Annotated in this window: 24 protein-coding genes; 8 read left to right on the top strand and 16 right to left on the bottom strand. The window is 60.2% G+C overall.

What is annotated here, in order from left to right:
* Nucleotides 1-54 precede the first annotated feature (54 nt).
* The 4 genes from AC1DM5_RS14750 to AC1DM5_RS14735 all read left to right on the top strand — a co-directional run bounded on the left by AC1DM5_RS14750 (nt 55) and on the right by AC1DM5_RS14735 (nt 3,480).
* Nucleotides 55-855, top strand: a complete 801-nt coding sequence (locus AC1DM5_RS14750; RefSeq protein WP_477975179.1) for a type 1 glutamine amidotransferase domain-containing protein — start codon at nt 55-57, stop codon at nt 853-855.
* A gap of 71 nt (nt 856-926) precedes the next feature.
* Nucleotides 927-1,223: a putative quinol monooxygenase gene (locus AC1DM5_RS14745; RefSeq protein ID WP_477821637.1), complete on the top strand. Its 297-nt coding sequence runs from the start codon at nt 927-929 to the stop codon at nt 1,221-1,223.
* A gap of 40 nt (nt 1,224-1,263) precedes the next feature.
* Entirely contained in the window at nt 1,264-2,271 is a 1,008-nt protein-coding gene (locus tag AC1DM5_RS14740; protein WP_477821638.1) for an aldo/keto reductase, read from the top strand.
* 126 nt (nt 2,272-2,397) lie between these two features.
* Entirely contained in the window at nt 2,398-3,480 is a 1,083-nt protein-coding gene (locus AC1DM5_RS14735) for a DUF2252 family protein (RefSeq protein WP_477821639.1), read from the top strand.
* Here AC1DM5_RS14735 and AC1DM5_RS14730 read toward each other — a convergent pair.
* Genes AC1DM5_RS14730 through AC1DM5_RS14715 form a run of 4 tightly spaced genes read right to left on the bottom strand, consistent with a single transcriptional unit; the run spans nt 3,459 to nt 8,530 of the window.
* On the bottom strand, nt 3,459-4,559 hold the full coding sequence (locus tag AC1DM5_RS14730) for a DUF1513 domain-containing protein (protein WP_477975177.1): 1,101 nt from the start codon (nt 4,557-4,559) through the stop codon (nt 3,459-3,461). The two genes, AC1DM5_RS14735 and AC1DM5_RS14730, sit on opposite strands and share 22 nt — an antisense overlap.
* Nucleotides 4,560-4,563: 4 nt before the next feature.
* Entirely contained in the window at nt 4,564-5,667 is a 1,104-nt protein-coding gene (locus AC1DM5_RS14725; protein ID WP_477819159.1) for an imelysin family protein, read from the bottom strand.
* A complete protein-coding gene (locus AC1DM5_RS14720) occupies nt 5,667-7,205 on the bottom strand; it encodes a di-heme oxidoreductase family protein (protein ID WP_477819158.1) in 1,539 nt (512 codons plus the stop codon). Before AC1DM5_RS14720 ends, AC1DM5_RS14725 begins: the two co-directional genes overlap by 1 nt.
* Before the next feature lie 47 nt (nt 7,206-7,252).
* Nucleotides 7,253-8,530 (bottom strand): imelysin family protein, encoded by a 1,278-nt coding sequence (locus AC1DM5_RS14715; protein ID WP_477819157.1) that lies wholly within the window; start codon nt 8,528-8,530, stop codon nt 7,253-7,255.
* Between the two features lie 231 nt (nt 8,531-8,761).
* Here AC1DM5_RS14715 and AC1DM5_RS14710 point away from each other — a divergent pair, with 231 nt between their 5' ends.
* Nucleotides 8,762-9,271, top strand: coding sequence for an HPP family protein (locus tag AC1DM5_RS14710; protein WP_477975175.1), 510 nt, complete (start codon nt 8,762-8,764; stop codon nt 9,269-9,271).
* 3 nt (nt 9,272-9,274) lie between these two features.
* On the opposite strand, the gene AC1DM5_RS14705 is transcribed toward AC1DM5_RS14710, so the two are convergent.
* The 5 genes from AC1DM5_RS14705 to AC1DM5_RS14685 all read right to left on the bottom strand — a co-directional run bounded on the left by AC1DM5_RS14705 (nt 9,275) and on the right by AC1DM5_RS14685 (nt 14,238).
* The gene (locus AC1DM5_RS14705; RefSeq protein WP_477975173.1) at nt 9,275-10,564 is read right to left on the bottom strand and encodes an RsmB/NOP family class I SAM-dependent RNA methyltransferase; all 1,290 of its coding nucleotides are present in this window, start codon (nt 10,562-10,564) and stop codon (nt 9,275-9,277) included.
* Nucleotides 10,565-10,731: 167 nt separating this feature from the next.
* Nucleotides 10,732-11,094: a septal ring lytic transglycosylase RlpA family protein gene (locus AC1DM5_RS14700; protein ID WP_037070615.1), complete on the bottom strand. Its 363-nt coding sequence runs from the start codon at nt 11,092-11,094 to the stop codon at nt 10,732-10,734.
* A 409-nt stretch (nt 11,095-11,503) separates the two neighbouring features.
* Nucleotides 11,504-12,373 (bottom strand): SDR family oxidoreductase, encoded by an 870-nt coding sequence (locus AC1DM5_RS14695; RefSeq protein WP_477819155.1) that lies wholly within the window; start codon nt 12,371-12,373, stop codon nt 11,504-11,506.
* On the bottom strand, nt 12,373-13,533 hold the full coding sequence (gene queG / locus AC1DM5_RS14690; protein ID WP_477819154.1) for a tRNA epoxyqueuosine(34) reductase QueG: 1,161 nt from the start codon (nt 13,531-13,533) through the stop codon (nt 12,373-12,375). Before queG ends, AC1DM5_RS14695 begins: the two co-directional genes overlap by 1 nt.
* A 12-nt stretch (nt 13,534-13,545) precedes the next feature.
* Nucleotides 13,546-14,238, bottom strand: a complete 693-nt coding sequence (locus AC1DM5_RS14685; protein ID WP_192728435.1) for a glutathione S-transferase family protein — start codon at nt 14,236-14,238, stop codon at nt 13,546-13,548.
* Between the two features lie 278 nt (nt 14,239-14,516).
* Here AC1DM5_RS14685 and AC1DM5_RS14680 point away from each other — a divergent pair, with 278 nt between their 5' ends.
* Nucleotides 14,517-15,314, top strand: a complete 798-nt coding sequence (locus tag AC1DM5_RS14680) for an undecaprenyl-diphosphate phosphatase (RefSeq protein WP_037100744.1) — start codon at nt 14,517-14,519, stop codon at nt 15,312-15,314.
* 84 nt (nt 15,315-15,398) lie between these two features.
* Here AC1DM5_RS14680 and AC1DM5_RS14675 read toward each other — a convergent pair whose 3' ends face one another.
* From AC1DM5_RS14675 to dnaN, 7 genes are all read right to left on the bottom strand, one after another.
* Nucleotides 15,399-15,551 carry a hypothetical protein gene (locus AC1DM5_RS14675; protein ID WP_007813451.1) on the bottom strand — a complete coding sequence of 51 codons (153 nt, stop codon included), beginning with the start codon at nt 15,549-15,551 and terminating at the stop codon, nt 15,399-15,401.
* A 285-nt stretch (nt 15,552-15,836) separates the two neighbouring features.
* Nucleotides 15,837-16,817, bottom strand: coding sequence for a complex I NDUFA9 subunit family protein (locus AC1DM5_RS14670; protein WP_477819153.1), 981 nt, complete (start codon nt 16,815-16,817; stop codon nt 15,837-15,839).
* 110 nt (nt 16,818-16,927) lie between these two features.
* A complete protein-coding gene (locus tag AC1DM5_RS14665; RefSeq protein ID WP_007813455.1) occupies nt 16,928-17,215 on the bottom strand; it encodes a DUF1330 domain-containing protein in 288 nt (95 codons plus the stop codon).
* Between the two features lie 25 nt (nt 17,216-17,240).
* Nucleotides 17,241-17,948, bottom strand: a complete 708-nt coding sequence (gene pyrF, locus AC1DM5_RS14660) for an orotidine-5'-phosphate decarboxylase (RefSeq protein ID WP_477819152.1) — start codon at nt 17,946-17,948, stop codon at nt 17,241-17,243.
* A 6-nt stretch (nt 17,949-17,954) separates the two neighbouring features.
* Nucleotides 17,955-18,536, bottom strand: coding sequence for a histidine phosphatase family protein (locus AC1DM5_RS14655; RefSeq protein WP_477819151.1), 582 nt, complete (start codon nt 18,534-18,536; stop codon nt 17,955-17,957).
* Nucleotides 18,537-19,130 carry a phospholipid N-methyltransferase PmtA gene (gene pmtA / locus AC1DM5_RS14650; RefSeq protein WP_007813466.1) on the bottom strand — a complete coding sequence of 198 codons (594 nt, stop codon included), beginning with the start codon at nt 19,128-19,130 and terminating at the stop codon, nt 18,537-18,539.
* A gap of 111 nt (nt 19,131-19,241) precedes the next feature.
* A complete protein-coding gene (gene dnaN, locus AC1DM5_RS14645; protein WP_477819150.1) occupies nt 19,242-20,360 on the bottom strand; it encodes a DNA polymerase III subunit beta in 1,119 nt (372 codons plus the stop codon).
* A gap of 247 nt (nt 20,361-20,607) precedes the next feature.
* Between dnaN and rsmI the strand changes: the two genes are divergently transcribed.
* Complete coding sequence (gene rsmI, locus AC1DM5_RS14640; RefSeq protein WP_477975240.1) at nt 20,608-21,522, top strand: 16S rRNA (cytidine(1402)-2'-O)-methyltransferase; 915 nt, start codon at nt 20,608-20,610, stop codon at nt 21,520-21,522.
* The gene (locus tag AC1DM5_RS14635; protein ID WP_477819149.1) at nt 21,515-21,883 is read left to right on the top strand and encodes a YraN family protein; all 369 of its coding nucleotides are present in this window, start codon (nt 21,515-21,517) and stop codon (nt 21,881-21,883) included. Before rsmI ends, AC1DM5_RS14635 begins: the two co-directional genes overlap by 8 nt.
* The last annotated feature ends 24 nt before the right edge of the window (nt 21,884-21,907 follow it).

The following is a 21,907-nucleotide window of genomic DNA, read 5'->3' as shown; positions in this document are numbered from 1 at the left end:
GGAGCATGATTAGGCCATCCAAAAGGACGCCAACCACGGCAAACGGAGATGACAATGAGCAAGGCAAAAGTACTTCTGATCGGCTCCAACGCTACCCGCATCGAAATCCAGGGCGGCCGCACGGGAGCCACCGGCCAGTATCTCAACGAGACTGTCGTGCCGGCACTGGCAATCGTCGAGGCTGGCTACGAAATCGTTCTGGCAACGCCTGATGGCACCAAGCCCCATATCGACGAGGCCTCGGACACGCCGGATCATTTTGGCGGCGACAAGGTTGCCTACGAACGCGCCAAGACCTTCTATGCAAATGACCCTGCAATGAATGAGGTTCGCACGCTGCGTTCTATCGTTGAGGAGGGTCTCGACAATTACGCCGGTGTCTTCGTGCCGGGCGGTCAGGCGCCGGTAGTTGATCTGATGCAGGATCCGGATATGGGTGAAATCCTGCGCCATTTCCATGAGCGCTCCAAGCCGACCGCATTTCTCTGCCACGGCCCGATAGCTGTCGCAGCCGCCATGCCGCATGCCCGCGAGTTTCGTGCCGCCCTGATTGCCGGAGTGCCTGCCAAGGCCGCGGAATGGGCCAAAGACTGGCTATACGCCGGATACAAGATGACTGTCTTTTCCAACAGCGAAGAAAAGGTCGTCGAGGACTACATCCTGCATGCCAAGCTCTATTTCAACGTGGTCGACGCGCTGCAGACCGCCGGCGGCAAGGTCATCACGACAGCGGCCGACTTCGAGCCGCATGTAGTTGAAGACCGTGAACTTATAACCGGCCAGAATCCGCGCTCGGACCGTGYGCTCGCAGGAAAATTCGTGGCAGCGCTCGATCGTTCGCTGGCCATGGCATGATCTCAAGAGATTCGCGGGGTGCGACCATTCCGCATCCCGCGGGAACCCGATCTGAAGAAGGAAAAGCAATCATGTCCAATCCCATAAAGATCGTGGCGATCCTGACAGCCCGACCAGGCAAGGCCGATGAATTGAAGGCGCTTCTCGCCGGGATGATCGGCCCCAGCAGGGCAGAACCCGGTAATATGTGCTGGGATATCTGGCAGGATCAGGCCAATGCTGACATCTTCATCTTGGATGAGCTTTATGCGGACAACGCCGCCGTGGCCGCCCATCGCGAGACGCCGCATTTCCGGGATTATTTCGCTGTCATCAACGATCTCGCCGAACGCAGGGCCCTGGTGCTCGATCCCGTACAGATTGCCTGACAGGCCAGCGAACGTTCACAACTATCTCGAGGACTAAACAATGGCACTCAAAGACATTCTCCCGGGCAAGCTCGGCTTCGGCGCCGCTCCGCTCGGCAACATGTTCCGCGATATTCCGGAGCAGGAAGCATTGGCAACCGTGGAAGCCGCCTGGAACGATGGTATCCGCTATTTCGACAACGCGCCCTTCTATGGCGCAGGGCTTGCCGAGCTCCGCATGGGTGAGGCGCTCGCCGGTAAACCCAGGGATCAATATGCGATCAGCACCAAGGTTGGGCGTGTGATCCTTGACGAGATCGAAGACATCAGCACCCGCGATCTCGGCGAGAAGGGCGAAGTCTTCAAATACGGCCGACCCAACAAGATCGTCAATGATTACTCGGAAGATGCGACCTTGCTGTCAATCGAGGACAGCCTGAAACGCTTGAAGACCGACCATATCGAAATCGCCTGGGTCCACGATGTGGCACAGGATTTTTACGGTGACGAGTGGCTGGCTATCTTCGAAAGCGCGCGCAAGGGCGCCTTCAAGGCACTGGATCGTCTGCGCGACGAAGGGGTCATCAAGGCCTGGGGTCTTGGCGTCAATCGTGTGGAACCGATTGAACTGCTGCTGGCTCTGCAGGAGCCGCGGCCGGATGGTTTTCTGCTGGCCGGTCGCTACACGCTGCTCGATCATGATCGGGCGCTGCAACGCGTGATGCCGATGGTTGCCGAACGTGGTCTCGGCATCGTCGTCGGCGGCCCCTACAGTTCCGGCGCTTTGGTCGGCGGTCCGAACTTCGAATATGCGCCCGCCACACCGGCGAGCCTCGACAAGGTCGCGCGTATCAAGTCAATTGCCGATCGTTACGGCATCAGCATGAAGGCGGCGGGGCTGCAATTCTCTCTCGCTAATCCTGCAGTCGCCGCCGTCATCCCCGGCGCAAGCAAACCGGACCGCATAGCCGAAGATCGGGCCGCACTCGGCGAACTGGTCCCTGGTGATTTCTGGCGGGAACTGCGCAAGGCGGATCTCGTAAACGCCGAAGCTCCGCTTCCCGTATGATCACATTGGTCGGCGCGGTTCATCTCAGCATGGTGAGCCGCGTTGCGTCCGTTTTGGGATCATCCCAAAACCTCTTCTGAATAAGGCTCCGCAGGATTATGATCAATCAAACCTGAGGGCGAGCCGATGAAGAGATTTTCTCAATCTATGAGCGATTACGAGGCGTGGCTGGCACACGAGCTGCAGGGCGAGCTCGTACAGGAGGGTATCGACGAGAAACACAGGAAGATGCGCGAGGAGGCATTCTCCTTCTTGCGCGCTACCTACTGGCGCTGGGCGGAGATCATCTACGCCGTCAGGCCGGAGCTTGCCGACATGCCGCAAGTGCTGTCGATCGGCGATACGCATCTGGAGAACTTCGGCACCTGGCGGGATATCGAGGGGCGGCTAGTGTGGGGTGCCAATGATTTCGACGATGCAGCGCTCATGCCCTACGGGCTGGATCTCGTGCGGCTGGTGGCAAGCGCCATTCTGGCTCAGCCAGGCGCCGGGGTTTCCGGCAAGGCGATCGCCGAGCTCATTCTCGCCGGATATGCGCGCGGCCTTGAGCACGCGAATCCCATCATCCTGGAGCGTGATCATCCCTGGTTGCGCGACAAGCTGCTGCTTTCGGAGGATGAGCGGAAGGAGTTCTGGAAGAAATGGGACAAGCATAAACCCGATGAAAAGCCGGCTCCCGGCCGCTTCGTTGATGCGCTGAGGAATGCCCTGCCGAGGGGTGCAGGAAGTTTTACGCCCCTACCAGTCAAGAAGAAGGGAACGGGCAGCCTCGGGCGGCCACGTTTTGTCGCCTATGTGAAGGAGTGGCGCGGTGGGCCTGTGCTGCGTGAAGCCAAGGCGCTTGTGCCCTCGGCCTGGTCGCTGGCAAGATCAGGAGATCACGTCATCAGAACCGGTGTCATCGCCGCCGGGCGGATGCGCAGCCCAGATCCTCATTTCGCAGTGTCGGGCCGTATTCTTGTTCGCCGGCTTTCGCCGAACAGCCGCAAGATCGAGATCGAGACCGATGCGAAGACGCTCCTGGACGGCGCCATGCTGGAACTGATGGGCTTCGAGATCGCCAACTGCCATTCAGATGACGCGGCAAGTGCTGCGGCAATTCGCAATGACCTGCGCTCCCGTGGCGAGGATTGGCTCTACGAGGCTGCGCGGGCAGCCGCCGAAGTCACTGAAAAGGAATGGAAAGACTATCGCATCAGTGCCGGCTGAGCGATCCGCACGATATGCTGATCCCAGGCGACATCGCTATGAGCCGACAGGAAATCGCCATCATAGGAGGAAACGGCAAAGCCGCCGGGAGCAGGCGCAATGCCTGCGGCATCGCGAACGCTGTCCTCACGCAGCACCTTGCCCGTTTTCGCATCGATGGTGACGGACGCGCCGCCGATCGGCGAGGTGACGCCGACCAGACCTTCCTTTCGGTTGACTGCGATCGCCCCGACATAATTGGCAAGTCGTCGCGTCGTCTCCGTGGGCAAGTCGATGAAAACAAGATCCTCGCCCTTGGCGAAATGGCCGACGAGCGGCGGCAGGTCCTTCCGATGGCCTTCATATTGGCAGGCGAACCAGATGCGGCCACTGGCATCGACATCGACATGGCGCGTGGAGACCGACGACCATTGCGGTGGCAGCGTATGTTTTTCGATCAGCGCGCCGGTCGCCGCATCGATGAGCGCCAGCGACGGCTGCATATTGCCGAGATTGAGCTTGGTGCGGCCGAAATCCGGATGTGTCTCGATGCCGCCATTGGCGACGATGAGCATGCGACCGCCATCGGAAATCGTCATGTCGTGCGGGCCGACACCATAGGTCTCATATTCGCCGATACGGACAAAGCGGTTCGTCGCATCATAGAGGCCGATCATGCCCCTACCATTGTCGAAGTCGTTCTCGCTGGCATAGAGCAGCCGGCCATCCGGGGAAAAAGCGCCGTGGCCGTAGAAATGCCGGCCCTCCAGCGACGTGATGACGATAGGTTCGCCCTTGTTCCAGGGATCGAAGATCATCGCGAACGTGCCCGGCCGGCGGGCGAAGGCGACGGTGCGCCCGGTTGCGCTGCTATGGGCCATGCCATGGGCGCGGGCGGGCAGCGGCACCTGATCGACGATCTCCCCGCGCTCGGTGACCGTCGCCACGGCAAAGGAGCCGTTGGCGGCGCGGATACCGGAGGCGTACACAGCATCGGCGCGGGTGAGCGCCAGCAGCGCTTCAGGTTTCAGCGCAGCCAGAAAGCCGATACCGGAGGCCTTGATGAAACCGCGTCGGTCGATGGCGGCGCTGCGCCACATCGGCTCAGTCTCCGTCCGAGAAGGAGAAGCCGGCCGAAAGACCGATTGCCGCTCCATACTGATCGCTGATCGTGGTGATGAGATCGCGGCTTTCGGTCAGCAACGTATCGAGCTTGGCCCTTTCCGCATCGCTGACCGCGACTTCGATATCCGGGTTTAGCTTCGAGACGCCGTCGATGATCGTCTTCAGCTTGGTGTCGATTGAATCGGCAACCGCCTTCTTCTCCGGCGGCAGCAGTTCGGCCATGCCGGCCTTCTGCCAGAGCGTACGGATGCCCTCGAGATTGGCGGCCATCGATTTCCAGGTGTTCTTCGAACGCCAGTAGATCGCCATGCGCGGGCGAGCGGGCGAATCCTTGCCCTTGTAGAACTGTTCCAGCCGCTGGTCGCGGACATTCTCGGCGCCGTGGACAAGGATGCCGAGCAGCGCGGTGACGGCTTCCTTGTTGTCCGTGAAATCGTCGCTCTGCGGGCCGGGATGTTTCCAGCTCGCTTGCACACCATCAGGCTTTTCCCAGGCGGCGACCACCTCGCCGGCCTCGCGCTGGATATTACCGGCGACGGCCTGGCCGTAGAGGCAGCGGAAGCCGCCCTTCTGCTTGATGAGGTCGTCGGAGCCGTTGCCATAGAGCACATATTCGAGTGCGGTCAGGCCCTGCAGGGCCACACTCTTGCCGGCAATGGCATCGACGGTCGCGTCCTTCGGATCGGCCTTGGCGATCAGCGCCTGAACCTGCTTGAGGCCGACGCCCTTGCGATCGGGATAGAAGAGGATGTGTTCGAAGAGATTGTCTTGGATGACCGGGCCGGTCTGCACGATCTCAATCGTCGACCAGTAACGGATCACATCGTCGAATGCTGACTTGGCGCGGTCGAGCGTCTGCTGCGTCCCGGAGGCGCAGAGATCGTTCATGGCCGTCGTCAGGCGCGCGGATGATTGCTGCATATTGCGATAGCCGGGGCGGATGACCTCGTCGACAGCGCGCTGCATGACTGAAGGCACAGCATCCTCGTTGAGGCCCGAAGCGGGCGGTGCGGCGCTCTGGGCGGCAGCCGATGTGGCAAGGCCGGTCAAAGCGAGGCAAAGCAGGGTGTGCCAGGGGCGCATCAAAGTGACTCCAGGAATGTAATCAGGGCCTCTCTATCGTCTTTTGACAGCGAGGAGAATGCGCTACGGGCTTTTTCAGCTTCGCCGCCATGCCAGAGAATTGCTTCGGTGAGATTTCTGGCGCGGCCGTCATGCAGGAAGAAGCTGTGTCCGCTGACAGTCCGGGTCAGTCCTATACCCCATAGCGGCGGCGTGCGCCATTCACGTCCGCTGGCCAGTCCTACTTGTTGTCCGTCGGCCAGGCCATCGCCCATGTCGTGCAGCAGGAAATCGGAATAGGGCCAGATGAGCTGGAAGGATTGGGCCTTCTCAGCCGTATCGCGGCGGGTGACGAACTTCGGCACGTGGCAGGAAATACAGCCGGATTCGTAGAAAAGCTGTTTGCCGCGCAGGGTCCCGGCAAAACTTGCCTTGCGGCGCGCCGGCACGGCGAGGTTCTCGGAATAGAAAGTAACGAGATCGAGCACCGGGCCAGGCGCCTCCTCATTGCCGAGCCGTTTTTGCACGCCATCAGGCATGGCGAGGCACTTTGTCTCAGCCGCGGTGCAGTCGCCATCAGCGTTCGGCGCATCCGGCGTCGAGATGCCGATATCGGTGGAGAAGGCATCCGCACTCTGGTCGCGCACTGTGGCATTTTGCGCTTTCCAACCGAAACGGCCGAGTGCGATCTGACCGGTGCGATGATCGCGCACGATCGCGGCCCTACCGGAAATACCATCATGATCGAGATCATCAGGATCGGCATGGGCCAGAATATCTGCCTCGGGAATTGCTTCGATCAGCCCGAGGCCGATCATCGGTGGGGCGATGCGCGCCGAGATCGTTGTCGCCGGGTCGAGTGGGCCGTAGGCGAGGTCTTTGACGGAATAGGCCGGCTTGCGCAGCTTCACCGTTTCGCCGCCGGCAAGCGTGATCGTCTCTTCGGTGTAGGTGACCGCGACCTTGCCCTCGGCTGCAAGTCCTGGAACGGCGAGATCCTGAAGCTGGTGGCCGTAAACAGGATCGGGGAAATTGACGACATCGGCGTCGGCGATCGCTTTTTCTTCCTCAGATGTCTTTGCCGCACGGGCCACGCGAAGGACCATCGAGGTAGCGCTCGAACCGCCCTCCGGTGGTTTGCCGCGGCCGTCATTGGCGTGACAACTCATGCAGGAGCGGGCATTGAAGAGCGGCCCAAGCCCATCGGATGCCTGCGTCGAGGAGGGCGCGGAAACCCAGAGCTTGCGGAAGAGCGCATTGCCGAGCCGAAAATTCTGCTCTTCCTCGAAAGGGATATTGGCCGAGATGTGCGAGAAACTGTCTTCGGTAATCGGATCGATAGAGGTCGCCGCACCCGCCTGCATCGCCTCGTAGGGTTCGGCCTTGGTGAAATCGCCGGTCGGCCGCGTGACATCGACGACGCGCTTCAAATCCACATCGGAAAGATCCGTACGTCCAGTCGGAAGATCGAAGGCGCCAGCTATGGCGACGGGAAGCCCGGCAAGCGAAGCGCAGAAAGCTGCGCTGATAAAAAGACGTCTGGCCGGGTTATGCGACATTTCAAGGGTCCGGGCCACTCCGGTTTCGGAGCGGCCCGCCTTTTTGCTTATTTGAAGACAGCGTTAGGATTATCCAGGCTGTCGGAACCTTCAAGCTCGACGGTGCCGAGGTCAAGTGCGGCAATAACGCGCTGGACCGACTTCGTCTGGTCGATGAGACCGTCGATGGCGGCTTGAACGACGGCGTTGCCTTCCTTGTTGCCCTCGCCGATCATCTGGTCGTACTTCTCGACCGTCTCGCCGCGCTTGGCCATGGCGTGCATGGCATCCAGCGTCTTGTTGAGCTTGCCGGTCATCTCGGCGTCGAGAGCCTTATCCTTGGCGGCGACGAGGTCGTGCAGTGACGGGCCGGTCATCTTGGTGCCGTCGACGCGGGTATATTCGCCCGAATAGGCAGCGGCGATGCCGATCGCGTCGTTCAGATGCGAATTGTAGGTGTTGTCCGAGAAGCAATCATGTTCTTCTTCCGGATCGTGCAGCAGCAGGCCAAGCTTCATGCGCTCGCCGGCGAGCTCACCATAGGAGAGCGAACCCATACCCGTCAGGATGGCGACGAGGCCGGCCTTCGGATCGGCTTCGACATGCTTTGCGGCTTCTCCGTCGGGCGCCCAGTCATCGGTGATTTCCTGCAGGTCGGAAACAAGCAGCGTGGAGGCGGACTTCAGATATTCGGCGCGGCGGTCGCAATTGCCGTGCGTGCAATTCTTCGGATCATAGTCGCTCGCAGGACGCTCGCCGGCGCCTGGTCCCGTGCCGTGCAGATCCTGGCCCCAGAGCAGGAACTCGATGGCGTGGTAGCCAGTCGCGACGTTGGCTTCGATACCGCCGGCTTCGGCGAGCGTACCGGAGAGGAATTCCGGCGTCAGCTTGGAGGCGTCGACATCCTTGCCGTCAATCTTGATCGTCTTGTTGGCGATGACGTTTGCGACATAGAGGGAGTTCTCGTCGCTTTCCGTACCATAGGAGGGATCAACGTAATCGATCAGGCCTTCGTCGAGCGGCCATGCGTTGACCTTGCCTTCCCAGTCGTCGACAACAGGGTTGCCGAAACGGTAGACTTCCGTCTGCTGATAGGGAACGCGTGCCTTGATCCAGGCATCCCTGGCGGCTTTCAGCGTCGCATCATCAGGCGACTTCAGAAACGCGTCGATGGCCGCGTCGAGCGCCTTGGCTGTTGTCAGCGAATCTTCATATTTGGCATGCGCGACTTCGGCGTAATGCTTCACGACAGCGGCTGCGTCGGCTGCCGCATACGCGGGAAGGGCGAGCAGGGCGGCGGGGGCAATCGCCAGCGCAGCTGCTCGGAACGTGCGGTTGAGCTTCATAATCCTCTCCTGTGACGGATTTCCGTCTGAATCCGGCATTCGTCTCTTCGCCCAAAAGCAAACTGGTGTCAAACACTCTAGTTTGGAATGGTTTTAAGGATGGATTTCCGCGAGCGGCCTGTCTATTTGAAAAGCATTTGCTTGAAAATTCAGCAAGACGCGCGCTATTAATCGCGCACTCTGCTTAATCCTTCATCCGATCCTCCTGAACACCTCATCCGACCGGCCTTCATGCGTCATCACATCAGGCATTTCATTCATCGCCACGAGCCGAAGGGCGCGTTCCATGCGCATCTGAAGTCCGGAATTGGTGCCGTCATCGGCATGGTTTCGGTCGGCATCCTTGCTGTTACGACAGGCATTCCGCTGCTGATTGCGCCCTTCGGCGCAACGGCGGTTCTGATCTTTGGGYAGCCGAAGAGCCCGCTCGCCCAGCCGGCAAATGTCATTGGTGGTTACGTTCTTGCTGCGGCGGTCGGCGCCGCAGCCGCTTTCTTCTTTCCGGGTCTCTGGTGGGTCGCGGCAATCGCCGTCGGTATCGCAATCGCAGGCATGCTGGCGCTGAGGGTCACGCATCCGCCGGCAGGCGCCGTGCCGCTTGTTGCTCTCGGCTCGCATCTCGGCGGATTGACGCTCTTTGCAGTCGTCCTGTTCGGCGGCGTCCTGCTGGTCGCGATCGCCGTCGTGCATCACTTCATCCCACCGCGGCATCAATATCCGCTGCGGGCGCCGTCGCCGTAAGGCTCAGCCTTTTCTTTTGAGGCGGCAGAAGAAGAAGCCGTCCGTATCCGTCGAGGCCGGCGTCAGTGTGATCGTCTTGCCGTCGGAAGAGCGTGGGCGCGTCCCATCCTCGCCGAACAGGCTGTCCCAGGCGGGCAGGGCGCTAATGATCTCGAAGTCGCTGTTGTCGGTGGCAAAGCGCCGTACCTGTTCTTCGTTCTCCTGCGGCAGCACCGAGCAGGTAACGTAGATCAGTTCGCCGCCGGGGCGCACGAAGCTGCTCGCCTGCGTCAGCGCGTCCTGCTGCTGGGCAGTGCGCTCGTCGAGATTCTTGGCCGTCAGTCGCCATTTCGTATCCGGGCGCCGGCGCCACGTGCCTGTGCCGGTGCAGGGCGCGTCGACCAGCACCTTATCGCAGCGGTCGCGCAGGCTGGTCAGGCCTCTGATATCGTCATGGACCTGAACGTTGCGTGTGCCGGCGCGCTTCAGCCGCTCGATGATCGGCGCAAGCCGCTTGCGGTCGGCATCATAGGCATGGACCTGGCCTTTGTTGTGCATTGCAGCCGCCATGGCGAGCGTCTTGCCGCCGCCTCCGGCGCAATAATCCAGCACCTGCTCGCCATCCCCAGGCAAAACCAGATCCGCAACGATCTGCGATCCCTCGTCCTGAACTTCGAACCAGCCTTTCTGGAACGAAAGCTCGGCCGTGACGTTCGGAAGACGCGAGGCACCTTCGCCGGCGGCAATCCGGATGCCGTAGCGTGCGATCTTCGCCTCGTTCGCACCGGCGCGTTCCAGCGCCTTGACGGCCTTTTCGCGGGTGGCCTTCAGGATATTGGCGCGCAGATCAAGCGTCGGGCGTCCGGCAAGCGCCTGCGCCTCGGAAAGCCATTCGCTGCCGAAAGCCTGTTCGAAGGAGGATTGCACCCATTCTGGAATATCGCCCTGAATATGCGGGGCTGCGTCTGAAAGAGAGCGGCTCGTAAAGGCCGCGAGTGCGTCGGCCGAAAGCGGCGTCGGCGCGAACTTGTCGTCGGCAAGTTCGGCGGCCAGCTTTTCTGGCGTAAAACCCCATTGGCGGAACATGACGGCATGGGCAATGGCAACGGCGCTGYCGTCGTCCATCAGATAGGCATGGGACAGTCGCATGCGCAGCGCGTCGTAGACAATGTTGCCGATCGCCGCCCTGTCGCCAGAACCGGCGAAACGGTGAGCGAGGCCCCAGTCCTTCAGCGCATCGGCGACAGGCCTTTTACGGGCATCGATATCAGCCAGAACCGAAATCGCCCCTTCGAGGCGGCCGCCCAAACGCATTCAAACTTCTCCTGTTGCCTTGGCTAGTGAACGATCCGCGAGGAAAGAGCCTCAGCAAGCCTGATGGCGGGGCAGATTGTTTACAAGTCTCAACCGCGTGGTTACCCGCGATTGACGGCAAGAGCAAGCGCCGCATCCGGCGCAGGGATTTTGCGGAGGACGTAGCCTCAGCTCATGACTTCGTAGCAAACCTTCGCAGTACCTGTAGAGACCATGCCGATATTCTGGGCAGCAGCGCGTGACAGGTCGAGTACGCGACCGCGGATGAACGGACCACGATCATTGATGCGAACGACGACGCTGCGGCCGTTGTTGCGGTTGGTGACCTTCACCTTGGTGCCGAATGCCAGAGAGCGATGTGCGGCAGTATAGATGGCCGGGTTCATGCGTTCCCCGGAAGCAGTTTTGGAGCGAAGTGCGTACCACGAAGCACCGCCACATCCGTTAGCAGCAAATCCTTCGGCCGGGAGGATGAAAGAGCAGGCTGCAATGGCTGCGGTAGTGATTAGAGAACGGCAGATTTTCTTCAAAACGGATTGTCCCTCAACTATTGAACTTGCGCCTTCACAGGCGGTGGGGCTTCAATCCGGGGAAAAGTGGCGAAAAAGTGCCGATCGCGATCACGGAACGTTACGGTCTGTAATATTTGTGATTCCGGTAACATTGCGGTAGCAGGACACCGCTTTGATGAGTTGTGGAAAAAACCTAATGAAATCAGCTAAAATCCGAACGATTTTTTCGGGAAAACGGTAAACATTTGATGGCCGCCGGAAATCACAAAAAATTTTTGCTCAGACCGCCATATTTGCTGCCACATTTGCGCAAATTTAGAGGCCGTTAACCATAATGCGGAGCGAAATTTAATTCGTTAAAATAAGAAAGTAGGAAATTTCTACTCTTTTTGAATTATAGCCCTCTCACCCGAATGGGAGGGTGTCGTCAGCCCCGCCACCCCTCATTTTGCCAGAGCTGGGCGAGCGACATCGGATAGTTCGGGAAGGCAAAACGGAAGCCCGTGGCCCTCAGTTTGGCATTGGAAACCCGCTTGTTCTCTCCATAAAAGGAGCGGGCCATGGGCGTCATCTCGGCAGTCTCGAAAGGTTGCTCTGGCGGCGGTGCGACGCCCATCAGGCGGGCGGCTTCGACGATGACATCCTGTGGCGGGCCGGGCTGGTCGTCGGTGACATTATAGATGCCACCGAGCTCATGCTCTGACAAAAAGCGGGTGGAAGCGCCGATGTCCTCCACGCGGATGCGGTTGAAGACCTGATCCTTCTTGATGATGCGGCGCGCCGTGCCGCGATCCAGATTGATGAAGGCGTTGCGTCCTGGTCCGTAAATGCCGGAAAGACGCAATATTGCGGCCGGTACGTCGCGGCCACGTCCGAGCGCAAGCCAGGCGTCCTCAGCGTCCAGACGTTCCTTGGAGCGGCCGGAAACCGGCACACAAGGGGTTTCCTCGGTCACCCAGGAGCCTTTGTGGTCGCCATAGACGCCGACCGTGGAGAGATAGCCGATCCATTGCAGCTTCGGCAGAAGCACCGTGCTGTCGTTACCGAGCAATGCAAGCAGCGGATCGGCATCGCGCGGAGCTATCGACTGCACGAGATGCGTAACGCCGGCCATCGCCGCACGCAGATCGTCGCTCAGGGTCTCGCCGTCGAAGATGAAGGCTTCGATCCCGGATCTCCGCAGCTCTTCCGTTTTTTCCTCTGAACGGGTCGTGCCGGAGATGCGCATGCTGCTGTCACCAAAAGCTCTGGCGATCGCCGTACCGGAATAACCGCAGCCAAAGATCATCACATGCATTAGCTTACCCCCGCCAGTCGCCATTCGTTGAGGACCTCTTCGTCCGACTCATTTTCCCTTTGTGCGGCAAAGGCTTCGAATTCGCCAGCCTCCATGAGCCGCGACAGTGCCCAAACCGCCATGCCGCGCACGACAGGCGAGGCATCGGCGGCGAGCGCGCGACATCGCTCGATCAGGCTACGCTCGCCGGAATTGCCTGCAGCGATCAGCACATTACGAATGAAACGGTCGCGCCCGATGCGCTTGACCGGCGAACCGCTGAAGAACGTGCGGAAGGTCGGGTCGTCGAGGGTCAAAAGGAAGGCGATCGAAGGTTGCTTCAGATCCTCACGCGCCTTCAGCTTCATTTCCGACGCTTCGTTTGCGAACTTGTTCCAGGGGCATACGGCGAGGCAATCGTCGCAGCCGTAAATGCGGTTGCCGATCAGCGGCCTGAACTCGGGATCGATCGGCCCCTTGTGCTCGATCGTCAGATACGAAATGCAACGGCGCGCATCGATCTGGTAGGGCGCAGGAAAGGCAGCCGTCGGACAGGCATCGAGGCAGGCGCGGCAGGAGCCGCAATGATCGGTCTCCGAGGCATCTATATTGAGATCGGCAGTCGTGAACATAGAGCCGAGGAAAAGCCAGGAGCCGTGCTCGCGGCTGACGAGATTGGTGTGTTTGCCCTGCCAGCCGAGACCGGCCGCCGCGGCCAGCGGCTTTTCCATGACGGGTGCGGTATCGACGAAGACCTTTACGTCTGCGCCAGCCTTGGCTGCGAAGCGGGTGGCGATCTCCTTCAGTCGGCCCTTCATGACGTCATGATAGTCGCGGTTGCGGGCGTAGACGGAGATTGCCGCCCTATCCTTCTTGTCGAGAATGCCGCGAGGATCCTCGTCCGGCCCGTAATTGAGGCCGAAGACGGCAACAGCGCGCACATCGCTCCAGAGCGTGCGCGGATCGCCGCGGCGCTCACGCGTTTCCGCCATCCATTCCATTGTTCCGTGCCGGCCGGCATCGATGAATTGGCCGAGCCGATCCTTTGCGTCTGGGATCGAATCCGGGCGGGTGACACGACAGAGATCGAAGCCGAGAGCGGCCGATTCCGCCTTCAGGAAGGCGGTCAAATTGTCGCGGCGCTTCCGCTCCTTGATATCTTCGGCTTTCGGTTCGGGCATCAAACGCCCTCGTCAGAAATCCAGGTCGGCGTAATGGGAAACCGGCGTCAGACCGCGCACGCGCTCGGTGAGCAGCGGACGGAAGGAGGGGCGCGATTTCAGCCGCTGGTACCAGTCCTTGGCGAGTGGCGATTCCGACCAGTCGATCTCGCCGAGATAATCGAGAATGGAGATCGAGGCTGCGGCGGCAAGATCGGCATAGCTCATCCGCTCGCCGGCGAGCCATTGGCGCGAGCCGGCGAGCCAGGTGAGATAACGCATGTGCTGGCGGATATTGGCGCGTGCCGTGCGCAACATCTTGGAATCCGGGGCGCCGCCGCCCTGATCGGCCGTCATTTGCAGCTTGTAGACGCGCTCGCGCGCCAGCGGCTTGGTGACGTCGTTTTCCATCTTCTGCATGAACCATTCCGTCAGGCGACGGATTTCCGCGCGCTGGAACGGATCTTCGGCGAGCAACCGGCGGTCGCGCTTCAGCACGCCATGCGTCTCGTCGAGATATTCCGAAATGACCGTCGCGCCGCAGAGCGCGCGCATGCTGTCGTCCACATAGACGGGCAGCGTGCCAGCCGGGTTGAGCGCCAGGAAGTCGCGGCGTTTCTCCCAGGTCTGTTCTTCGATCAGCTCTGCTTGATAGCCGTATTCCGCCAGAATGAGCCTGACGAAGCGAGACGCGGACGACATGGGATGATGATAAAGCGTGGGCATCGATACTCGGACTTTTGATTGTTGTGCATGGGCTCAGGGGCGCGCCGATTATACCGCCCTAGTCATGACTCATTAGTTGAAGCTATAGGAGCTTGGCCCCTTCAATACAAGCGAATCGGGCCACACCTGCCTGACAAGGGACAAAACATGGCTGCCTGAACGATCGCAACTCCCCGCTCGCCTTTTCTTGCCTCCCGCTCTGGCGAATGATGATTGTGCAGTGCAATATAGCCTGACCGCCATTCCAGTCCGACCGAACCCCAAACCGGAGACACTTTATGGACTACATAAACTCTATAATTCTGGGCATTATAGAAGGGATCACAGAGTTCCTGCCGATTTCGAGCACCGGCCATCTGATCATTGCGGAGCAGTGGCTCGGCGCTCGCAGCGACACCTTCAACATCGTCATTCAGGCAGGAGCGATCCTCGCCGTTACGATCATCTACTGGCGTCGTCTGCTCGATCTGCTGCTTGGCTGGCGCGATCCGCAAAACCGCGATTATGCCTTTAAGCTGATTGTCGCCTTTCTGATAACGGCGGTTCTCGGACTGTTGGTCAAGAAGCTCGGTTTCGAACTGCCTGAGAACGCAACGCCGGTTGCCTGGGCGCTGATCATCGGCGGTATCTGGATGATCTTTGCCGAATGGGCTGCCGCCCGCCGCCCGCCGAGTTCCCATATCACCTGGCTCGTCGCCATACTTGTGGGCATTGCCCAGGTCGTTGCCGGCGTCTTCCCCGGAACGTCCCGCTCGGGTGCCACGATCTTCGTCGCCATGCTCGCCGGCACGGCTAATCGCGCTGCGGCAACCGAATTTGCCTTCCTGGTCGGTATTCCGACCATGTATGCGGCAAGCGCCTTTTCGCTCCTGAAAACCTTCAAGGATGGCGGTGCGGCAAACGAGGACTGGACCGCGCTCGGCATTGCCTTCGTCGTTTCCACGATTGTCGCCTTCGTCGCCGTCAAGTGGCTGCTGGCCTATATCAGGAGCAACCGTTTCACGGTATTTGCGATCTATCGCATCATTCTGGGTGTTGTGCTGCTCGGCATGGCGATGGCCGGCATGATCAGCTGAGTCACCGGACACGCGAGTGAGCGATATGTATCGCTCACTCCGGGAGAAAAAAATGAAGCCGGTTCGAAAGGACCGGCTTTTCTGTTAGTGGGTGATGGAGGCCGTTGAGCAGGGATCGACGCCGTAAGCAGGCGAGCAACTGCCCTTCACCGCTGCGACGGAGCCCGGCGCAATGAAGGAGCCTGCGAGGATTACCAGTGCCGCACACGCAAAAAGAAGCGCGATTGACTTACCCATCAGAAATAGCCTTTCACAGTGATTGCCGCACGCCTGCGAGGCGCCTTGAGTCTGTCTGGAGACGCGCGGGGGTGTTTAGTCAGTGGAATAGCAAATAGCAATAAATGTTCCTGCTAAATTTGGTGTTAATTCCACTAAATTTCCTATGCGTCTTTTATGCAACGTCACACAACATGAGATGCAGCTTAACACGCCAGGCTTGTGCCGGATTGACGCCTCGCGAAAATGGAAAACGCCGCCCGCGAAGACTCGCGAACGGCGTTTGAATTGCCGGCTATCGATTGATCAGGCAGCCTTGCCGGAGCCGGTATACTGGCCGTGCGGACGATACTGCACGAGATAGGAGTCGAGCACTGAAGTCGCCATCGTCGGCGTGATGCCGAGGCCCTTCAGTGTGCGGCCCTCGGCTTCGGCTTCCTTCGAAACGACGTTGTCGTGCTTGAGAAGCTTGACCTGGTCCGGCGTGATTGGCGGCGCGATGAACGGCACGAGTGAGGCGATGCTGCCGATCAGCGATGCGATGCTGAAGGGCAGGGAAACGAGCTGATTCTTGCGTACCGTAACCTTGAGTATGGTTTCGAGACATTCGCGGAAGGTCAGGACCTCAGGACCGCCGAGCTCATAGATCTTGCCGCCTTCGACCTTACCGTCGACGGCGCGGGCAACGGCCTCGGCGACATCCTCGACATAAACGGGCTGGAACTTCGTCTTGCCGCCGCCGACGAGCGGAAGGACCGGGAACGTACGCGCCATATCGGCGAACTTGTTGAAGAAGCTGTCCTCCGGGCCGAAGACGATCGACGGACGGAAGATGATCGCATCCGGCTTGATCGACAGGATGGCGGCTTCCGCGCGGCCCTTGGTGCGGCCGTAATTTGAGTTCGAACCGGCGTTGGCGCCGATGGCGGAAATGTGCGTCAACGTTGCACCGACGTTGCGGGCGGCTTCCGCTACGGCGCGACCGCCGAACTCCTGCACGGCGTCGAAGGTGTTGCGGCCGCTCTCGAAGAGAATACCGACGCAGTTGATGACATGGTCGGCGCCTTCGACAGCCCGGTCGATCGAGTTGCGGTAGCGCAGGTTGGCCTGAACCAAGGAGATCTGGCCGACATTGCCGAGCGGCTGCAGGAAGCCGGCAAGGTCGGGGCGGCGCACCGCAACGCGGATGCGATAGCCGCGCTTGGCCAGCACACGCACGACATGTCTGCCGATGAAGCCGGACCCTCCGAACACGGTAACGAGCGGCGGCAGGTTGGCAAGGGTCATGGCAGGCTCCTCGAAAGGCTTTGGAATGCTGTGATTGTTTTCGTCTTAGCCGAATACCGGCGCGACGAAAAGGGCCATCGCGCCGCAGTTCTTACCCGTTCGAAACTGGCTCAGACGCCTTCGACCACGACCATTTCCGCATCAGCCACCTCATGGCGAATTTTTGCGGCAGCCTGGTATTCCGGCGAATTATAGCAGTCGACGGCATGCTGCATCGAGGGAAATTCGATGACGACGTTGCGAGCGCGTGCTTTGCCTTCGAGTTCGGTGATCGCGCCGCCGCGGGCGAGAAAGTTCGCGCCGTACTTCTCGAAGGCAGGTTTTGCGGTTGCGACGTAATCCTTGTAGCGCTCGAGGTCGCGCACATCGACGCGAGCAATCCAGTATCCCTTGGGCATTTTTATCTCCCCTTCAGCGGATGTGTCAGCGGTTCGCCGGCCAGAGCGCGGCAACCATTTCATTGAGGATTGCGCGGGCCGCTTCCCGCGGCTCCGGCGCCTTGACGATCGGCCGGGCGACGACGAGATGGGTGGAACCGGCCTTCAGTGCATCCGAAGGCGTCATCACCCGCTTCTGATCGCCCCTCTCGGCGCCTGTCGGGCGGATGCCCGGGGTGACGATCGCCATGTCAGGTCCGACAATCTCGCGGACGCTGGCTGACTCCTCGGCGGAGCAGACGATGCCGCCCATCCCGGCAATGCGCGCCTGTTCAGCACGCCGAGCGACCAATGTTTTCGGGTCGTACTGATAGCCGGCCTCGACGAGGTCCTCAGCATCCATGGAGGTCAGCACCGTAACGCCGAGCAGGCAGAGGCTGGAGCCCTTGGCCGCCTCGACGGCGGCCTTCATCGCTTTCGGATAGGCATGCAGCGTCAGCATCGACATGCCCATCTTGGCGATGTTCTCGACGCCGGATGCGACCGTATTGTCGATGTCGAGCAGTTTCATGTCGAGAAAGATCTTCTTGCCGCTGGCAGCGAGATCGCGGGCAAATTCCAGCCCGCCGGCAAAGACAAGCTGATAGCCGATCTTGTAGAAGAGAATGTCGTCGCCGAGCGTGGAAACAATTTTTTCCGCTTCGCCAATCGTTGGAACATCAAGCCCGACGATCAACCGCTCGCGTGCGTCCATCTCAATTCATCCCCGCCAGTCCTCAATGGCTGTCCAGTCGCATGATAAGCGCCGATCCGCAAGGCCGAAAGCATAGAGATTGCCACCACCGCCTGGCTGGTCGCGATCACGCGCAATCGGTGCGCCCACCAGATGGCACTTGAGCAGCGTTCCAACGCCGCCATGGCCGATAAAGGCGATCGGCGCATTCGCCTCATGCGAGGATAGGATGGTCTCGACGGCGGAGGCGATGCGGATCTGCGCATCTGCGGCTCGCTCCCAGCCCCTGAAGCTCTCCAGCGGGTGGGCGAAGAACCAGTTGGCCGCCTCCTCGAACTTGTCGGGCGGCAGGAAACCGGTAGCGGAGCGGTCGTTCTCATGCATGCCATGCACGATCTCGATTTTCACGCCTGAGGCCGCAGCAAGGATTTCCGCCGTCTCGATCGCCTTCGTCTCATCGCTGGAGACGATGCGGGTCAGCCGCTTCGCCCAGTCGCTCGAAGCAGCCTTGCGGGCGCGCTCGGCGCCGATCTCGGAAAGACCCCATTGGGGAACGGGAACCTGTGGGTCGATCTTGACCTGAGGGTGGGTGATATAAAGTCCAAACATTTATCCGCGCCGATAGATCCAGAGTTGAGCCGGAGGAATATTGCGCACGATGAAATCAAAATGATGAATGCTGTAACGATCGGCATTGGCGACGATCGGCGAAACTGCGCCATAAGAGATCTGCACCATCGGCCGACCAGCCGGCATGCGGTCGAGCAGGCTTTCCAAGAGCGCAATACGCGCCTGCATGGGGAAATTCAGGAGCGGTATGCCCGAAATAACGGAATCGAATTTCTGATCCTTGAGCGAGCCGAGCGTTTTGTCGAGATCGAAGGCATCGCCGTTGATGAAGCTCACGCCGGGATAAAGCCGCATAAGGTGTTCGTAGAAGTCCGTCGAATATTCGATGGCGACAAGCTTTTCCGGCTTCACGCCATGGGCAAGGATCGCCTTGGTGATGGCGCCGGTGCCGGGACCGAGTTCGAGAACGGGCAGGTCCGAATGCGGATTTGCGACGCTTGCCATCTTGCGGGCAGTGATCGAGGAAGTCGGAACGATGGAGCCGACGGTCTTCGGCCCCTGCATCATGCCCTTGAAGAAGCGGATCTCCTCGTCAAACTTCCTGCCGAGGCGTTCCTTGAGCCGCAATGCCATGCCGTCCTCCCATGCCTGCCGGTCAACTTTCCCTTAATTGCAGGAGGTTGAAGCAAAAACAAGAGGCGATGTCGCGATCAGAAAAGTTTCAACCGCAAAAGCGACGCGTGCTTAAACGCGCATCGGCATCAGCACGTAGAGCGCGTCATCGCCGGCAGTGTCACGCACGAGTGTCGGCGAACCCGCATCGGCCAGAAGGAAGATCGCCTCGTCGCCGGAAAGCTGCGCGGTGATGTCGAGCAGGTACTTGGCATTGAAGCCGATTTCCATCGGATCCGTGTCATAGCCGACGGCGACTTCTTCCGTTGCGCTGCCGGAATCCGGATTGTTGACGGTGAGCAGAAGCTGACCATCGGAGAGCGCGAGCTTCACGGCGCGGCCACGTTCCGAGGAAATGGTCGAAACGCGGTCAACGGCCTGAGCGAAGCTCGTGCAGTCGACGCGCATTTCCTTGTCGTTATTGGTCGGGATGACGCGCTGATAGTCAGGAAAAGTACCGTCGATCAGTTTCGAGGTCATAACGATGGAACTGAGGGTGACCCGGATCTTGGCATCGGAAACTTCGACGGTGACGATCGCGTCAGGCGTATCCACCAGCTTCTGCAATTCGCCAACAGTCTTGCGCGGAATGATGATGCCGGGCATGCCTTCCGAGCCGGAGGGGGCATCGACATCGGCTCGGGCCAGACGGTGGCCGTCAGTCGCAACGGCGCGCAGCTTCAGGTCGCCGCTGCTCTCGATCGTATGGAAGAAGATACCGTTCAGATAGTAGCGGGTTTCCTCGGTCGAAATCGCAAACTGTGTGCGATCGATCAGCATCTTCAGATCGCTTGCCTTCAGCTTAAAGGAATGCGTGAAGGTTCCGGCGGTCAGATCCGGGAAGTCGGATTCCGGCAGGCATTGCAGCGAGAACTTCGAACGGCCGGACTGGACATTCATCGAGCCCCCGTCCGGCGTGGTCGCGAGCAGTACTTCCGCGCCATCGGGAAGCTTGCGGACGATATCGTAAAGAAGATGGGCGGGAACAGTGGTGGCGCCGGCCTGCTCGACATTCGCAGGCGTCGCTTCGGTGATTTCCAGATCGAGGTCGGTCGCCTTCATGTCGAGGCTCTGCCCATCGGCCTTCAACAGCACGTTGGACAGGATCGGAATCGTGTTGCGGCGTTCGACCACGCGGTGCACGTGGTTCAGCGACTTCAAAAGGTTTGACCGCTCAATAGTAATACGCATGGGATGCTACCGCTTTCGACCTTTATTGTCCGGGCGCCCGGAAGCGCCGCGTCACTGCTTTCCCCTTTGGGAGAGGGGAGTGGACGGGCAAAATGGCAGAACTTTGCCGGCGATTGCAAGAGGCATGGCTGCCCGCAGGCCCGCAAATGCCGTTTTGCAGTGCAATGCTCACAGAAATTGCGGCCCTTGTCGAAGCCACACCGCTCGCCCATAAAGGCAAGAGGCCGGCGGAATGAAAGCGAATGACATGACGGAAGAGACGACAGCGGAAACTGGCGCCCGGCGCGGCTTTCGCCTGCACAATATCGCGGTGCCGGCGCGCCCGCTCGAACCGGCTCTCTATCTCGTCGCAACGCCGATCGGCAATCTCGGCGATATCACGCTGCGGGCGCTGGAAACGCTTGCCGGTGCGGACGTCCTGGCCTGCGAGGATACACGCGTTACCCGCGTCCTGCTCGATCGCTACGGCATTCAGAACCGCCCCTTTGCCTATCATGAACACAATGCCGATGAGGCCGGGCCGCGACTCCTGCAGGCGCTCGAAGCCGGCAAGTCTGTGGCGCTCGTTTCCGATGCCGGCACGCCGCTCGTCTCCGATCCCGGCTATCGCCTGGCGCAGCAGGCGATCGAAGCAGGCTACCGCGTTATCCCCATTCCCGGCGCTTCCGCGCCGCTTGCGGCTCTCGTCGGCTCAGGGCTGCCGAACGATGCTTTTCTCTTTGCCGGTTTCCTGCCGACCAAGGACAAGGCCCGTCGCGACCGTCTCGCAGAATTCGCAAACGCACCGGCCACACTGATCTTCTTTGAATCGCCCCATCGCATCGGCGCAACGCTGCTGGCCGCTGCCGATGTGCTCGGCGCTGAACGCGAGGCGTCGGTCTGCCGCGAACTGACGAAGACCTATGAGGAATTCCGCCGCGGCACGCTTGCCGAGCTCGCCACCTATTATGAAGAGCATGACAATGTGAAGGGTGAGATCGTTCTCGTCATCGGCCCGCCGAAGGACGAGCCGGCAACTGCGGCGGATGTCGACGCCATTCTCGCCGATCTCTCAAAATCGCTGCCAACCGCCGGGGCCGCGACCGAGGCTGCCCGCTTGACCGGCCTGCCGCGCAAGGTGCTCTACCAGAAGCTTCTCGACATGAAGGCGGCGAATGGCTGACGGCGAAGCCACGCTCCGCAGGAGAAAGGCGCTGCGTCGGGGCTCGACGGCCGAATATGTCGCCGCCATTTTCCTGATGCTGAAAGGCTATCGCATCCTCGCCATGCGCTACAAAACGAAGCTCGGCGAGATCGATATTATCGCTCGCAAGGGAGACTTGGCCGTCTTTGTCGAGGTCAAGGCGCGCGCTGACGAAATGGGCGCGGTGGATGCTGTGTCCTACGCCTCGCAAAAACGCATCCGGGCTGCGAGCGATCTCTGGCTCGCCCGCCAGAGGGACTATGCCCGCCTCTCACAGCGCTATGATATCGTTGCGATATTACCGAGAAAACTACCTCGTCATTTCCCCGATGCTTTCTAGGAGGTCGCTAAATTCCGCAGGCGG

It is taken from the genome of Rhizobium sp. 01T437 (assembly GCF_056398505.1).
This window is presented reverse-complemented; position numbering and strand designations above follow the sequence as displayed.

What these genes read in the sequence shown, in the direction of transcription:
- AC1DM5_RS14745 (WP_477821637.1), top strand. Translation starts at nt 927, where the DNA reads ATGTCCAATCCCATAAAGATCGTGGCGATCCTGACAGCCCGACCAGGC.
- AC1DM5_RS14740 (WP_477821638.1), top strand. Translation starts at nt 1,264, where the DNA reads ATGGCACTCAAAGACATTCTCCCGGGCAAGCTCGGCTTCGGCGCCGCT.
- AC1DM5_RS14735 (WP_477821639.1), top strand. Translation starts at nt 2,398, where the DNA reads ATGAAGAGATTTTCTCAATCTATGAGCGATTACGAGGCGTGGCTGGCA.
- AC1DM5_RS14730 (WP_477975177.1), bottom strand. Translation starts at nt 4,559, where the DNA reads ATGTGGCGCAGCGCCGCCATCGACCGACGCGGTTTCATCAAGGCCTCC.
- AC1DM5_RS14725 (WP_477819159.1), bottom strand. Translation starts at nt 5,667, where the DNA reads ATGCGCCCCTGGCACACCCTGCTTTGCCTCGCTTTGACCGGCCTTGCC.
- AC1DM5_RS14720 (WP_477819158.1), bottom strand. Translation starts at nt 7,205, where the DNA reads ATGTCGCATAACCCGGCCAGACGTCTTTTTATCAGCGCAGCTTTCTGC.
- AC1DM5_RS14715 (WP_477819157.1), bottom strand. Translation starts at nt 8,530, where the DNA reads ATGAAGCTCAACCGCACGTTCCGAGCAGCTGCGCTGGCGATTGCCCCC.
- AC1DM5_RS14695 (WP_477819155.1), bottom strand. Translation starts at nt 12,373, where the DNA reads ATGCATGTGATGATCTTTGGCTGCGGTTATTCCGGTACGGCGATCGCC.
- queG (WP_477819154.1), bottom strand. Translation starts at nt 13,533, where the DNA reads ATGCCCGAACCGAAAGCCGAAGATATCAAGGAGCGGAAGCGCCGCGAC.
- AC1DM5_RS14685 (WP_192728435.1), bottom strand. Translation starts at nt 14,238, where the DNA reads ATGCCCACGCTTTATCATCATCCCATGTCGTCCGCGTCTCGCTTCGTC.
- AC1DM5_RS14680 (WP_037100744.1), top strand. Translation starts at nt 14,517, where the DNA reads ATGGACTACATAAACTCTATAATTCTGGGCATTATAGAAGGGATCACA.
- AC1DM5_RS14675 (WP_007813451.1), bottom strand. Translation starts at nt 15,551, where the DNA reads ATGGGTAAGTCAATCGCGCTTCTTTTTGCGTGTGCGGCACTGGTAATC.
- AC1DM5_RS14670 (WP_477819153.1), bottom strand. Translation starts at nt 16,817, where the DNA reads ATGACCCTTGCCAACCTGCCGCCGCTCGTTACCGTGTTCGGAGGGTCC.
- AC1DM5_RS14665 (WP_007813455.1), bottom strand. Translation starts at nt 17,215, where the DNA reads ATGCCCAAGGGATACTGGATTGCTCGCGTCGATGTGCGCGACCTCGAG.
- pyrF (WP_477819152.1), bottom strand. Translation starts at nt 17,948, where the DNA reads ATGGACGCACGCGAGCGGTTGATCGTCGGGCTTGATGTTCCAACGATT.
- AC1DM5_RS14655 (WP_477819151.1), bottom strand. Translation starts at nt 18,536, where the DNA reads ATGTTTGGACTTTATATCACCCACCCTCAGGTCAAGATCGACCCACAG.
- pmtA (WP_007813466.1), bottom strand. Translation starts at nt 19,130, where the DNA reads ATGGCATTGCGGCTCAAGGAACGCCTCGGCAGGAAGTTTGACGAGGAG.
- dnaN (WP_477819150.1), bottom strand. Translation starts at nt 20,360, where the DNA reads ATGCGTATTACTATTGAGCGGTCAAACCTTTTGAAGTCGCTGAACCAC.
- rsmI (WP_477975240.1), top strand. Translation starts at nt 20,608, where the DNA reads ATGACGGAAGAGACGACAGCGGAAACTGGCGCCCGGCGCGGCTTTCGC.
- AC1DM5_RS14635 (WP_477819149.1), top strand. Translation starts at nt 21,515, where the DNA reads ATGGCTGACGGCGAAGCCACGCTCCGCAGGAGAAAGGCGCTGCGTCGG.